The sequence below is a fragment of the Bradyrhizobium sp. 23AC genome, from assembly GCF_054863025.1.
The window spans coordinates 144,816-158,801 of the sequence record NZ_JAVAYN010000018.1; the positions used below are offsets into that span (position 1 = coordinate 144,816).

At 59.5% G+C, this 13,986-nt stretch carries 13 protein-coding genes; 2 read left to right on the top strand and 11 right to left on the bottom strand.

The features are described 5' to 3' along the window. Positions 1-400: 400 nt before the first annotated feature. From RAD10_RS31800 to bioB, 9 genes are all read right to left on the bottom strand, one after another. Positions 401-2,320: a methyl-accepting chemotaxis protein gene (locus tag RAD10_RS31800; protein ID WP_461620542.1), complete on the bottom strand. Its 1,920-nt coding sequence runs from the start codon at positions 2,318-2,320 to the stop codon at positions 401-403. 392 nt (positions 2,321-2,712) lie between these two features. Further along, on the bottom strand, positions 2,713-2,988 hold the full coding sequence (locus tag RAD10_RS31805; protein WP_270163291.1) for a hypothetical protein: 276 nt from the start codon (positions 2,986-2,988) through the stop codon (positions 2,713-2,715). 233 nt (positions 2,989-3,221) lie between these two features. Then, complete coding sequence (gene panC, locus RAD10_RS31810; protein WP_270163292.1) at positions 3,222-4,061, bottom strand: pantoate--beta-alanine ligase; 840 nt, start codon at positions 4,059-4,061, stop codon at positions 3,222-3,224. Positions 4,062-4,080: 19 nt separating this feature from the next. Continuing rightward, positions 4,081-4,944, bottom strand: coding sequence for a 3-methyl-2-oxobutanoate hydroxymethyltransferase (gene panB, locus RAD10_RS31815; RefSeq protein ID WP_270163293.1), 864 nt, complete (start codon positions 4,942-4,944; stop codon positions 4,081-4,083). Positions 4,945-5,342: 398 nt separating this feature from the next. Then, positions 5,343-6,608, bottom strand: a complete 1,266-nt coding sequence (locus RAD10_RS31820) for an adenosylmethionine--8-amino-7-oxononanoate transaminase (RefSeq protein WP_270163294.1) — start codon at positions 6,606-6,608, stop codon at positions 5,343-5,345. A 589-nt stretch (positions 6,609-7,197) separates the two neighbouring features. After that, on the bottom strand, positions 7,198-7,830 hold the full coding sequence (bioD, locus tag RAD10_RS31825; RefSeq protein ID WP_270163296.1) for a dethiobiotin synthase: 633 nt from the start codon (positions 7,828-7,830) through the stop codon (positions 7,198-7,200). Continuing rightward, positions 7,827-8,981, bottom strand: a complete 1,155-nt coding sequence (locus RAD10_RS31830; protein WP_461620543.1) for an 8-amino-7-oxononanoate synthase — start codon at positions 8,979-8,981, stop codon at positions 7,827-7,829. Before RAD10_RS31830 ends, bioD begins: the two co-directional genes overlap by 4 nt. A gap of 81 nt (positions 8,982-9,062) precedes the next feature. Next, complete coding sequence (panD, locus tag RAD10_RS31835) at positions 9,063-9,416, bottom strand: aspartate 1-decarboxylase (protein ID WP_270163298.1); 354 nt, start codon at positions 9,414-9,416, stop codon at positions 9,063-9,065. A 53-nt stretch (positions 9,417-9,469) separates the two neighbouring features. Continuing rightward, complete coding sequence (gene bioB / locus RAD10_RS31840; protein WP_270163299.1) at positions 9,470-10,465, bottom strand: biotin synthase BioB; 996 nt, start codon at positions 10,463-10,465, stop codon at positions 9,470-9,472. 123 nt (positions 10,466-10,588) lie between these two features. Here bioB and RAD10_RS31845 point away from each other — a divergent pair, with 123 nt between their 5' ends. Then, complete coding sequence (locus tag RAD10_RS31845; RefSeq protein ID WP_270163300.1) at positions 10,589-11,224, top strand: GntR family transcriptional regulator; 636 nt, start codon at positions 10,589-10,591, stop codon at positions 11,222-11,224. A gap of 151 nt (positions 11,225-11,375) precedes the next feature. Here the strand turns inward: RAD10_RS31845 and RAD10_RS31850 are convergent, their stop codons facing one another. Together RAD10_RS31850 and RAD10_RS31855 are read right to left on the bottom strand one after the other, a co-directional pair. Next, entirely contained in the window at positions 11,376-11,810 is a 435-nt protein-coding gene (locus RAD10_RS31850) for a nuclear transport factor 2 family protein (RefSeq protein WP_270163301.1), read from the bottom strand. Positions 11,811-11,889: 79 nt separating this feature from the next. Then, a complete protein-coding gene (locus tag RAD10_RS31855) occupies positions 11,890-12,285 on the bottom strand; it encodes a hypothetical protein (RefSeq protein ID WP_375848216.1) in 396 nt (131 codons plus the stop codon). Between the two features lie 1,252 nt (positions 12,286-13,537). Here RAD10_RS31855 and RAD10_RS31860 point away from each other — a divergent pair. After that, on the top strand, positions 13,538-13,897 hold the full coding sequence (locus tag RAD10_RS31860; RefSeq protein WP_270163303.1) for a Dabb family protein: 360 nt from the start codon (positions 13,538-13,540) through the stop codon (positions 13,895-13,897). Positions 13,898-13,986 lie beyond the last annotated feature (89 nt).

The following is a 13,986-nucleotide window of genomic DNA, read 5'->3' on the forward strand; positions in this document are numbered from 1 at the left end:
CCAGCAGCGTGCGGCATGATTGAGTGTAGATCGGTCAAGTGACGATGACAGAGCGGGAATTATCGCGATTGGAGAAGCAAGCTGCGGATGCTCTTCGTCGGGCACGACGACTGCCCGTTGGTGCGAGCCGAAACGATCTCCGTCAGCTCGCAAGAGCGCTTCTTTGGCTGCATCGAAACGGTATGGAAGCTCTGCAGCAGGAGCGATCAAACATGGAACATGGACCACGATGAGAGGAGCTACGGGTCATCTCCTGCGCAGGCGGTTATCGAAGGACACGACGTGCGACGGCTTTGGCCGCGCACGTGACGACGCTTTCGCTCGCGCCATTGCCTTAAGCAACTGAAGCAATCTTCGAAACCGCATCGATGTTCCGGCTCCGGCGGCTCGTGATGCCAGCTTAAGCCGCCTGGACCCTCCCGAGGAAACTGCCGAGCTCGCGCCTCAGCCGCGCGCTTTCCCCAGACAACAGTTCGGCAGACATCAGCACCTGCATCGAAGCCCCTCCTGTCTCCTTTGCGCCGTTGGTCACTTCAATGGCGCTCGCCGCCACCTGGCTGGTTCTGGCTGCCGCTTCCTGCAAATTGGACGCGATATTCCTGCTCGTCGCCCCTTGCTCTGCGATGGAGTTGACCACGGTCACGGCGATGTTCGAAATGCGACCGATAATGACGCCGATGTCGGCAATTGCGCCGACCGAGTCAGTTGTTGCCGCCTGAATGCCGTGAATGTGCTCGCTGATCTCGACAGTCGCGTGCGCCGTTTGCGTTGCGAGAGACTTCACTTCATCAGCGACAACCGCGAAACCTCTGCCGAGATCGCCGGCGCGCGCCGCTTCAATTGTCGCGTTCAGCGCGAGCAATTTGGTCTGCCGCGCAATCGTGGCGATCAGCTGGACCACGCTGCCGATCCGCTCCGCCGCAGCCGCCAGACCGACCATGCGCTGGTCGCTGAGTTCGGCCCTGCGAACCGCTTCGCGCGCGATATCGGCGGCCTCTTCGACCTGCCGGCCGATGTTGGCGATCGTTGCCGCCATTTCGTCCGTCGCTGTCGCGACAAGCTGAACATTGCCAGATGCTTGTTCCGATGAGCTGGCGACTTCGACCGAGAGCTGCCGGCTGTGATCAGCCGTGCAGGTAAGGCTACGGGCGGAGGCTTCAAGGTCTGAGGAGGCAGAGGAGACCGTATCGATAACCTTGCCCACTGCGGTTTCGAATTCGCCGGCGATCCGAGCGACATCGGCCTTCCGCTGCTCGGCGGCGGCACGATCCTGTTCGGTCTTTGCATCGATTTCGGCTTGCGCCTTCTCGCGCGCCTTCAGCTTGAACAGTTCGACCGCTTCGGCCATCTCGCCAAGTTCATCCTTACGGCCAAGGCCTGGGAGAACGACGTCGAACCGGCCGTCGCCGAGCTGGCGCATGGCCGCCGTCATCGAAGTAACTGTCTTTGCGACCCGCCGGCCGAACAGCAACGCGAGCAGGCCAACGAGCAACGTTGCAAACCCGATCAGCCAAATCAGCCTCCGCTGAATTTGTTCAGCTTGCATTTCCGCAGCCCGCGAGCGCATGTCAGCGGCGGCCATAATCTTCGCGAGCGCCGGGCTGATGCGGTCGTAAATTTGTCCGAGATCGTCGGCCTGATCGCTCAGCGCCTGCTGCGTCACCATGAAGGACACAAAGCTCGACTTATATGCGCGGATCAGTTCGAGGATCTGGGATTTTATCTCCGCGGGTAGGCTCGCCTGCGCAAGCGCGGTCTCGAATCCCGCCTCCCGTTCGGCCAGTTGATCGCCATATTTGTCTTCGCCACGGAGAATGAAGTCTTTCTCGTGCCGGCGCATCGTCAGCATCAAGATCGTGAGGCGTGGCTGGTTCAGGTCGGCTAGAAGTTCCTCGACGGCGTGCACGGCCTTGCGCAGCTTGCCCTGGAATCCATCATCTTCGTTGAAGCCGAGGTTGCGTTGCGCCGCGACCACGTTTCGAAAGCGCGTCGCATAGAGATTGATCACAGATCGCAACGCGGTCGCTTCCTTCCGTGGGTCGTCGTCGGGCAGAGCCGACACAAAAGCTTCGACCCAGCTCAGGTCTGCTAGCTGCTCCTCATGACTCTTCGCATACTTCGCGATCGCCATTTCGCCGGGCTTGCGCAGAAAGTCGCTCGTAAATTGTCGTGACTCCAGGAAGCTTTGTGACAACGATGCGACATGAGCTTTGAACGTATTGCTGTCATTCGCATCGCTCTGGACCAGGCTCGCGTACTTCAGGGCGGCAGCGCAGAGTGCACCCGTGACAAGAACTCCCGAAATCCCGAGCAGTGCCATTTGGCCGCGCAACCCAATGCGGAAGCCCCGGCAACTCCTCAACTGCCCGATAAGTCTGCTCGCTGCTCCGGTCATTGTACCCCGTGATGAGTTTTATGCGCCCGGTAGGGTGCTGGTTGCCGCTGATCCGATGAGCGATTATTCAGTATCGAGCAGAATTAGAGCTGGCGTGCTCTGCTCGTCGATGAGTGGCTTGCTAATTTAGATTGATTTCGGAATTCTGAATTCGCGTTTATAGACACACACTTTTCTTCCAGCAGCACGGGCACGACGCAGCCGGTCGCGTTACAACTCTCTGCATGATCGGTTTGTGTCGGAGAACATGAAGACGTTGGAGTTTGGCCCAGTGGACCGCTCATCAGGATGTTCAGAGAACGACAACTTGCTATCGTTCACGCCTGCCGCCATATGGTCGGCGCTTCGGGAAGCGCTTCGCGGCCGATTTGTTTGAGGTCGTCGAGGGTCGTCTCACCTCTACGGGCGATTTTGGCCGCGCCCTGTTCATGCCGAACTGGCTGCTCCGCCGCGATGGACCAGTGCTCGGATCGCACGACTTCACTCCCGAGCCGCATCAAGCTGTACATCATTTGTTGCTTCTCGCGCTTGCTGCGCTGAAACAATGTCTCGGCATACGCGCCCATGCGGAACCGGTAGAAATGGCTTGCCATGTCCTGCTCCTATGCCGCGTCACCGGAATTGAGAGGGATTTGACCACGTCATTGTTGCCGGCCCGCCAAACGTCGGCTCGTAAAACGGGGTTGCGCCTAACCCTGCATGGTAAGGACATCTGGATGCTGATTAATGCAACTTATCTCGACTCGGCGCTTAAATTCCGCGTTCGCGCGAATTTACCGACGGATTTCAGCGCACCTAATCCGCTCTGCTGGTGCTAGGAGGTCGGTCACGCCAGTATCACATTGTCGATCAGCCGCGTCGAGCCTACATAGGCTGCGGCGCATAGTGCCGCCGGGCGGAGTAGCGGACTTTCGGCGGCCTTGAGCGTGTCATAGTCGACAAGCTCAAGGTATTGTAGCCGATCGATCTCATTCAAATGCCCTTTTGCGATTGCAAGCAGCTTTTCGACGTCGCGTTCTCCTGAGCGACACTTGTCCGCTGCGGCGAACAGTCCACGGCTGATGGCACGAGCCCGCCGACGTTCTTCCTCGCTGAGATAGCGGTTGCGACTGCTCATCGCGAGCCCGTCCGCTTCCCGGACCGTCGGCACGGTAACGATCGCGATCGGAAGATCGAGATCGCGTGCCATGTGACGCACGACCGCGCATTGCTGAAAATCCTTCTGCCCGAAAAACGCGACATCCGGCTGCACCATGTTGAACAGTTTGCAGACGACCGTCGCGACACCGCGAAAGTGCCCAGGCCTGAACGCTCCGCAGAGTGGCTTTGCCAGGTCGCCCGGCTCGACGAAGGTCTCAAATTGGGGCGGATAGACTTCGCCGGCATCCGGCGCAAAGACGATGGCAACATCGGCATCGCGGCACAGCCTCTCATCGCGCGTGAAGTCCCGCGGATAGGTGCTGAGATCCTCGTTCGGTCCGAATTGAGTGGGATTCACGAAGATGCTGAGAACGGTGACGTCAGATTGCGCCCGGCTTGCCTCGACCAGCGCTAGATGGCCGTCGTGCAGATAGCCCATGGTCGGCACGAATCCGATGCGTTTACTGGCCCTGCGGGCGTTTGAAAGAGCGCGACGAAGTTCGGCGACTGTCGTGATTGTCTGCATTGCTTTGCTGCACATCAGGTTAGGTGGGAGCCCAGTTTGCGATGGTTTCGCCAAGACCTTGGGGAAGCCCGTAGGATTCCTGCGGTCCCGGGAACGCACCGCTGCGGACATCTGCGGCCCAGCGCGACAGCGCCTCCTGCAACAGCTGAAAGCCCTCTGTATAGGCGCGAACGAATTTAGGCCGATGACTTTCAGTCAATCCGAGCACATCATGGAACACGAGCACCTGGCCCGAGCAACTGGGACCCGCGCCAATTCCAATGGTCGGTATCGTCAGGAATTCCGTCGCGCGCGCGGCGAGCTCCGCCGGGACGCCCTCCAGAACCAGAGCGAAGCATCCGGCCTCTTGCAGTCGGTGGGCGTCGTCGAGCAGGCGTAGAGCGTCGTCGGCCTTCCGTCCCTGCACCTTGAAACCACCCATGACATTGACGCTCTGCGGAGTGAGGCCCAGATGACCCATCACGGGAATTTCGCAATCGACCAGGGCACGGACCATTTCGATGCGCTTCGCTCCGCCTTCGAGCTTAACCGCTGCCGCGCCTCGCTGCAGAAAGCCCCCGGCGTTGCGTATCGTCTCCTCAATGCTGAGGTGAAAACTGAGAAAGGGCATATCGGCAACGAGCAAGGCACGAGCTCTCGTGCGCGCAACAGCATCCAGGTGATGGTTCATCATGGCCATACTGACCGGCAGCGTGTTGTCAAATCCGAGGCAGACGTTGCCAACACTGTCCCCGATGAGGATGACATCGACGATGGGATCGGCGATGCGCGCCGTAACCGCGTCGTAAGCGGTGGTCATGACGATACGGCGCCCCTCCTCCTTGCATCGCTGCAGAACTGGAATCGTGACACGTTCAACAGGCTGCTCTGAAATGTGGCTCATCTTTAGATCCCGATCGCTCCACCGCCCGCATCCCCGGACTCGGGGCTACCTACGGAAGCTGAGAGAACACTGTCAATGGTGGAGGCGAAACGGAAAAGCACATTTCCAAAGCTAGCGGCGGACAGATAGAAACGTCTAATGATTGCGCAATCATCAGAAGCGGAGGCTTTTCAACCACCACATTTATGCGGAGCGACTTTGCATCGCGCCGGCCCCCACCGCGACAGCGCGCTACCGACTCTTCTCACATCTGGCGAGTTGCTGCCGGGCCCAGCATTGGCATATCTGCGACAGCGGCTCGGATGCTTTGCCAAAGCTACCGGCAGGTTCAGGTTCGGCCAGCATATTCATCTTACGGCAGCAGCTGGGTTCCATTAGCTCGCGCTCGAGCCGCACTTTCAAGCCAGCGCATCGGCAGCATCCCTGACACCAGCGTAGATCTGATCAAGATCTACCGCCGTGACGCAATAAGGTGGCATCACGTAGATCGTGTTGCCGAGTGGTCGCAGCAGGAGATTTCGGCGCTCGAAGAAGGCCTGAAGCTTCGGACCGATGTTTGCCAGATACCCCGGATCGCTCGTTTTCAGATCAAGCGCTGTGATGGTGCCGGTCCGACGGACGTTCGCAAAGCGCGGGTCGGCGCGGAATGGCTCGATTGCATGCGCTTGCATCGTGGCGACAGCGGCGACGCGCCGGCGAGATTCCTGATCTTGCCACAGATCCAGATTCGCTTTCGCGGCGGCGCAGGCTACCGGATTCGCTGTATATGAACTCGAATGAAAGAACGTACGCGTACGATCTTTTGAGTAATGCGCATCGAATATATCCGCGCGGCAGAGCGTCACTGCCAGTGGGAGCGCCCCTCCGGTGAGGCCCTTCGAATAGCAGGCGATATCTGGAGTGATATTGGCTTGCTCGCAGGCGAATAGTGTTCCGGTACGGCCCCAGCCCGTCATGACCTCGTCGGCAATGAACAGGACCCGAGAGGCCTCGCAGATCCGCTTCATTTGTCTTAGCACCCAAGCGGGGTACATCAGCATCCCACCCGCCCCCAAGATCAAAGGCTCCACAATAAAGGCTGCGGGACTTTCGTTTCGGCATGCGGAGGCGAGCGCATCGAGGGTTGCCTGCTCACGGCTTTCCGCAGGGAACGGAATTGCGGTAACGTCGAACAGCAAGGGCCCGTATGCCTCATTAAACACGCCCCGGGCTCCCACCGACATCGCGCCAATTGTATCGCCGTGATAGGAATGTTGCATCACGACAACGCGTGTCCGCGGCTCGCCGATATTATTCCAATAGCCGATCGCCATTTTCAAGGCGACTTCCACGCTGGTAGAGCCGCTGTCGGAGAAGAAGACATGGTCGAGCCCAGGGGGTCCGAGCTTCAAGAGTAGCGCCGCAACCTCCTCAGCCGGATCGTGGGTATAGCCGGCGAAGATGATCTGGTTGAGCTTGCCCGCCTGTTCCTGAATCGCACTGACAATGTGCGGTTGGCAATGACCGTGGGTGACGACCCACCAGGACGAGATTGCATCGATGATACGGCGGCCATCCGCGGTGTAGAGATAAGCACCATCGCCACGCAGAATCTTTGTCATCTCGCCCTGAAGCGCATGTTGCGTGAACGGATGCCAGATCGCCGACCTCTTCTTTAGCGTCATGGCTTGAAATCATCAGCACGGAATGAGGCCTTGGACGCGGGCCTTGGTGTGTTTGCAATGAGAGGGGACAGCCCGGGCACTCGCCCCTCGCCAACGCACACCCGATCGCTCTCGCAAATCGTGCTCATTCATCGCTTCCACCATGAAGGCATTGATCTGGTCGTCGTAGATGCGGCGCATTGTTGCTCCTCTACTTGCTTCCTACATATGCCTTGCGAAGCTAGCGCTGATAATCGACGTTCATCTTGCTGCCCCGAACCCATGCTCTCTTGCATCGTCGGAAAACCGGCCTAGCCGCTGAAGTGAAGATCAAAAAGAACTCATCCAGCGTTGGTGGAATATTCTCAAGGAGAGCGCCATCCTCGCCCGTGTTCAGAACGAGGCAGTTGCCTGCGAAGCAGTCGTCAACCGACATGTACCTTGCTTCGAGCGGCGGATTGAAGGGGACGCGACGAGCTTCACCATTTGCAGGGTCTATGACCATGAGCCGAGACTCAGACCAGCTTCTTTGAAACCAAGCTGTCATCCAGTACTGCGTGAACCGATGCCAGATCGACGACTTCTTGGGTTGAGGTCATGTTGATTGGCATCATGGCCTGAAATCGTCGGCCCGGAATGAGCTCTTGAACGCGTCCTGCAGCGTGTCTGGTGTGAGCGGCGAAAGCCAGGGCAGTCGCCCCAACCAACGCATCCGACCCATCTCGCGAATTGCACTCTGAGTTTCTGCATTTCTTTCGCCAATGAATGCTATCCCAAGAATATGGATCTGGCGTTTTCGCAGAGCCTCGATCGAGAGCAGCGAGTGATTGATCGTCCCTAGTCGCGTGCTGGCGCAAAGCAGGACAGGGAGCCGCCAATGCTCGAAGATGTCAATATAAAGTGTACTGCCGTTCAGTGGCACCATTAGCCCGCCGGCACCCTCGATCACAAGCGGTCGCTCGCCAGTCTGCGGCACATGGAGCGAATCTGTGTCGATGCGAACTCCGTCGATTTCGGCGGAATAGTGCGGAGAAGCCGGCGTCCGAAGGCGGTAAACCTCCGGCACGATGCGATCGGCTGAGATACTGCCCAGCCGGGTTACGACCTCCGTATCGGTCTCTCCCTCGAGGCCGGCCTGGATCGGCTTCCAGTAATTCGCGCCGAGGAGATTGGCGAGGCCCGCGGAAAAGACCGTCTTTCCGATGCCGGTATCTGTGCCTGTCACGACGATCTGCTGGCTCATCGGACTTCACCTCTCGTCTCCTCGAACAGCGCATCGAGCATTGCACGCACGTCATCCTCCCCGACGTTGAGTGTCAGTGAAATTCGCAAACGGGCCGTGCCCGCGGGAACGGTTGGCGGCCGGATTCCGCGGATATCGAAACCGCGCGCCTGCAGTCTCGATGCGAGCCGCATCGCCCGCGCGTTGTCGCCAACGATATAGGGCACGATCTGCGAGGCCGAAGGAATTTGCCCGCCGCGCACGCCGATCTCCCGATGCGTGAACGCGACAAGCTTGGCCAGACGCTGCTGCCGCTCGGGTTCCTGCTGCAGGATGAACAGGGCCTCCCGCACGGCAACGGCCATCAATGGTGAGGGCGCTGTGGCGAAGATAAACGGGCGGCAGCGATTGACCATGAAGTCGCGCATGGCCATTGAGGCAGTGACGAGCGCGCCTGCAGCGCCCAGCGCCTTGCCGCAGGTATGAACGACCAACAGATTTCCTCGCCCCTCATAGGAGGCGGCGAGTCCTCGTCCCAGCTCCCCGTAGACGCCTGTGGCATGGGCCTCATCGACCATCAGGAACCCGTCGTGCCGGTCCGCGATCGCGACGAGGTCTTCGAGCGGCGCAAAGTCGCCATCCATGCTGTAGAGACTTTCAACCACGATCCAGACACGGCCCATTCCGCCCTCGGTACGCCAGTCGCGGATTGTGCTTTCGACCGACTGAGGGTCGTTATGGGCACTTATGCGAAAGTCGGCCCGGCCAGCCCGCGCACCTTCATGGATGCTTGCGTGTACGAGAGCATCGAGAACGAGCAGATCGCCGCGCTGCGGCAACGTTGTCAAAACCGCAAAATTTGCGACATAACCGCCGCCAAAGAAGAGCGCCGTCTCCGCCCGAAAGAACCGAGCCGCTTCTGCTTCCAGACGTTCATGCTCCTCGCAATTGCCGCGCAGAAGCCGCGACCCACCCGCTCCGATCGGAGTGCCGGCCTCGATCGCCGCAAGAACTGCCTTTTTCATGCGCGGTGCGCTCGCAAGCGCAAGATAGTCGTTCGATACAAAATCGATGCCTTCGCGGGGCCTAAGGCGGCGCAGCCGGTCATCCTCTTTCAGGGCATGCAACGCCGCGACATAGTCGGCGACTTTGGCCGTATGGATTGAGCTCATTCACCCCTCCCAGGGTCGCCATAAATCATGCAAATTTCATCGGCCGCCAGGACAATGGCTCCGGCATCGGCCCGTCTCCTTTCAACCCGGTAAGATGCGGTTCTCCCGGTCAACCAGCACAACGCGTGGCCTGAACGTCTTTGCTTCCACCTCATCAAGGGAGGTATAGGCAACGATGATGACCTTATCTCCAGGCAACGCAAGTCGCGCGGCCGCACCATTGAGGCCTATCATGCCGGACCCCTTGGGTGCCTCGATCACATAGGTGGCAAAGCGTGCGCCGGTGTCGATGTTAAAGATCTCGACGCGCTCGTTGATCAGGAGTCCCGCAGCGTCCAACAGCGCGCGATCGATCGAAATCGATCCTTCATAGTGCAGATCGGCTTCAGTGACCGAGGCGCGATGGATTTTTCCTTTCATCAACGTAATCTGCATGCGTCTCACCTACATTTTAATTTTGCTCAGCCGCGCTCGCCGAACCGTTTCACTCAAGACAGCCCGGATGCAATGCCGAGCCGGCGCAGCAAATTGGCGTCGCGGTCGACTTTCGGATTCTTCGTGGTCAACAGCACGTCGCCGAGGAAGATTGAATTCGCGCCAGCCAAAAAGCACAGCGCCTGCAGTTCGTCCGTCATATACTGCCGTCCGGCCGACAGACGTATCACGCTCTTCGGCATCATGATGCGGGCCGTTGCGACCAGACGCACCAGCGCGATCGGATCGGGACGCTCTGCCATTTCATCGACCGGCACGCCCTTGACCTGGTTCCACAGGTTGATTGGCACGCTTTCCGGATGACGGGAGAGATTGGCGAGCAGGACGAGCATGGAAAGGCGGTCCTCGACGCCCTCGCCCATGCCGATAATGCCGCCGCAGCAGACCTTGATGCCAGCCTCGCGCACATGTGCAAGCGTGTCGATGCGGTCCTGCAAGGTGCGCGTGGTGATGATCTTGCCGTAGAAGTCCGGCGAGGTATCGACGTTGTGGTTGTAGAAGTCGAGCCCGGCCTCTGAGAGGCGCGTAGCCTGCTTCGGCGTCAGCATACCGAGCGTGACGCAGGTCTCCATGCCGAGCCCCTTGACCGCACTCACCATGTCGCAGACCTGATCAAGATCGCGGTCTTTTGGACTGCGCCAGGCCGCGGCCATGCAGAAGCGGGTCGCTCCGGCGTCCTTGGCACGCTGCGCGGTCGCGATCACATCCGCGCGGCTCATCAGGCGGGTGGCTTTCAGACCGGTGTCGTAGTGCGCGCTCTGCGAGCAGTAGCCGCAGTCCTCCGGACAGCCGCCGGTCTTGATGCTGAGCAGGCTTGCGGTTTCGACGTGGTTTGGATCGAAATTGGCGCGATGAACGCTCTGCGCCTCAAACATCAACTCGGCAAACGGCAGGCCATAGAGTGCTTCAGCCTCGGCCGGCTTCCAGTCTCGACGGACCTGTGCGCTATTGCCTCCGTCGCTTCGCTTCACGTCCACAGCAGCAACCATAAGAGCCGCGCCCCCATTTGCGATCAGTCATAGATAATGTGAGCGATTATCTATGATAACGAGCCTCGACGAATGCTAGAGGATGTTCTAAGTGAACGCATTCGTTTTTCTGGTAGATAATCTATGGTGATGGACGAGAACACGACGGTTGCCGGCCGCATCGCTGACTCGATCGGCGAACGCATTATCTCCGGCGTGCTGCAGCCAGACGCTCCACTCCGGCAGGATCATGTCGCGCGGCAGTTCAATTCCAGTCACGTTCCGGTCCGCGAGGCCTTTCGGCAGCTGGAAGCCCAACACCTTGTCGTAGCTCGGCCCCGTCGCGGCGTACGGGTTGCTCCTCTCGACACCAAGGCGGTGAAGGAGATCGCCGAGATGCGCGCCGCGCTCGAAGTGGTCGCATTGCGCAATGCGGCTCCAAAGCTGACATCGGCTCATTTGGCACGGATCGAGCTCGCCCTTATTGAAGGAGACAATGCCGAGACAATTGAGGAGTTTGAAATGGCCAACCGCGCCTTTCACCACGCGCTGGTTTCGCCCTGCGCAATGCCGCGCCTGCTCGCTAGTCTCGATGGACTGCAGCTTGCAAATTCGCGGTTGGTGTTCGCAATGGCGCGAAGTGCCGGCTGGCGACCGCGGTCCAACCAGGATCACCGGCTGATTCTGCAGGCCCTGCGGGCCCGCAACGTCGATCAAGCCTGCAACCTGCTCGTGCGTCACATTCAAACCATTGAGCGCCTTGCCCTTCCCGCCTCTTGACTGGAAGAGGCTTCCGGTCCGTCGACGAAGTTGTCTACGTTGACGCCGATCGCCATCATCACCGTGAAGACGCGATCGCGTCCAGCGTAAGCATCGCGCACGCGCCATCGTCGACCCCAAGGGAGGGAGAGACCCACAGGCGCCCCTCACCTCAGTTTGCCATTTTCGGAAGATGAATTTTCCGGCCAAGTGCCTGCTCGACGAGATCAAAGGTGTCGACGAGCACACGCATGCTGATGAGGCCGCCGGCCTTGAACTGAGCGAACTGCGCCGCGCGCAGCGAGATGGACTTGTCGGATTTGCGCGCCGCCAGGGAACAGCGCAGCATGGAGGCTGCGGAATCGACGCCGAGCATAGTCCTCTCGCGGTCGAAACGGCGAATCTGGACATTGTCAGAGATCTCCCGGATGACGTCGAGCACGGCGTGCTTGCCATGCCGAGCGCCGAGAAATGGAAACATGTCGATCGGACCATAGAGCGCCCAGTCGACCTCCTCGTCGAGGAGGGCCTCGATGTCCTCAAAATGCCGGTCATTGATCGCGCGATGCAACGTTCGCGAGAAGCGCCAGAAGCTATGCTCCGCCATTTTTGGTATTCCTGAAACCAGCTTGCAATAACGGAGCTGCTTCTTGGTATCTGTGTCGACGCATCAAGCTCGGCGGACCTCATTGCGGTGGGCTGGGGCCACCTCCGTAGCCGCGCCACGGGGACGAACCAAACGTCCATGTTCCCTCGCGCACAGTGTTGGACACCTCTGCGGCCATCAGCTCCCCCACCCGCAAGGCTGCAAGTGACATCGAATACCAGTAGGATGCTGCGACAAACGACGTCATGAGTTCGAGCGGCGAAGCGTGGCGCTTCGAGGCATCCGCTTCGGCACATGACGTTTTCAGCCAGGGCATCAGCAGGCTCCTGGCTTCGTAGCGAAGGTAGCAATCGTAACCACAGTACGGCCTCTGCGTCGACACGTCCCGCAGGTATCCGGTGCCGAGAACGTCCGCGCATGCGGTGCAGACCGCCCTCTTGAGCGGGGCCCTGTGATTGACCAATACAAACTTCATGATGGAGATCCACGCCTTCCCTGCGGTCGGTGCGCAGTTTGCGAGATTGTCGCGCGCTGTTCGACGTCAACGATTTCGGCGCAGCAGTAAACTTGCGGCACTCCGGACCGCAGTAGGAGGCGTACTCCGAGTCGGGCGCCGTCTCAGCCGCCGATGACCGCTCAGGCGGCTGGTAATCGCCGTAACCAATTGCTGTCCGCTTCGCAACGCGACTTGAAGTGTTCAACGCACCTCTTTGAGCAGAGGGCGGTTCGCGAAGAGTAGTAACGAATAAGGCCAAACTTTCCGGCGCAAATGGCGCACCGTTTGACGGTGTTGCGCTGAAGTTTTTGATGGTCTTTGGACATGTCCGTCTCCAATTCCTGCATCTCCCATTGCGCGTTGGAGGGCTCAGGCTTGCGACGAGCGGCGGGGCGCGACGTAGCTCAATCCGCGTCGCGCTGCGGTATCCATTTCCGCCTGCACTCGTTGCTTTGACCTTGACCTGCCCACCGTTCGATCGGGCACCGTCGATAAGCGCGAAGTTTATCTCTTTGTTCTAGAAGAAATTCGCCAATCTCCTTCCTGCCAGCGCATACGTCATGCGACGTTTCTCTATTTAGCGCAGAAATTCATCGCAGAAATCGACTATTGGTCCGGCATAGCGGCCTTACCGCAGAGGGACGATCGGCTGACATCCGACCAGCTCAGCCCGATCGTAAATCGGTCGCCCAAAGGTGCTTCTGCACCCCCTAGAGAGGCTGCGCGTGACGGGCCTATTGAGGACGACGTCTTGAGCGTGTCGCCTAGGTCGTGGCCGGCCCGATCGCGACGCCGTCTCGACAAAGCTGGAGCGCTCACATGCCGCGACCATCAACCGCCTCAAAACGCCGATGTGAGTTGCACCACATGCCTCCCGGGAGAGCCGATTGTGCTGTTGACTACCGCTACGGGCATGGACGAACGACGAATTCACGGGGCACCTTCGTCTACGGAGATCCCGACAAAAAACCTGCAACACCGATGACGTGTGGCTGGGTTTGAGGGCGGTTTCACCCTGACACCGAGGCAACGATGACCGCCCGAGTGCCGGCGCCTCACGTCGCGGGATCTGGCTTGCGCTGGGCCTGCCGCAAATGGCGCCCCGCTTGACCGCGGGCAGAAGCTCTAGCAGCAAGGCCGTTGCGGCGATTGCGCCCCGCTGCGGTAATGTTGCAGCGCGCTCAAGGCCAAGATAGTTATGCGCCTACTTCCCTATCACCCCAGGTCCATCATGATTCGTCACATCGTTTTATTTACCGCCAAGGATAAGGCCCAGATCGACGAAATGATCGAAGGCCTGTCAGTTCTCACCACAATCCCACATGCACGCCTGCTCGAGGTTGGTCGCAATCGCAAGACCGACCAGTTCGGCAACGATATCGACGTAGTGGTCTACGGTGAGTTCGACAATGAGAGGGAACTCGCAGCCTACAGGGCTCACGACCTATACCAGGAATCGATTAGCCGGGTGCGACCGCTCCGCGAGCTGCGGTTTGCGGCCGATTACACCGTATCGACGGATGCGCGCTTGGCCTCAACGGCTGCAACAGGTCAAGTTGCTCGGCGCCTCGAGCCGACTGGCGGGGGCTAACCTGACAGTCGGCCTCAAGGGTCCCCGGGTCCCAGACCAGCGCTCTCGGTCGACTCGGGATCACAATCTGAACACATCTCACAGCAGGC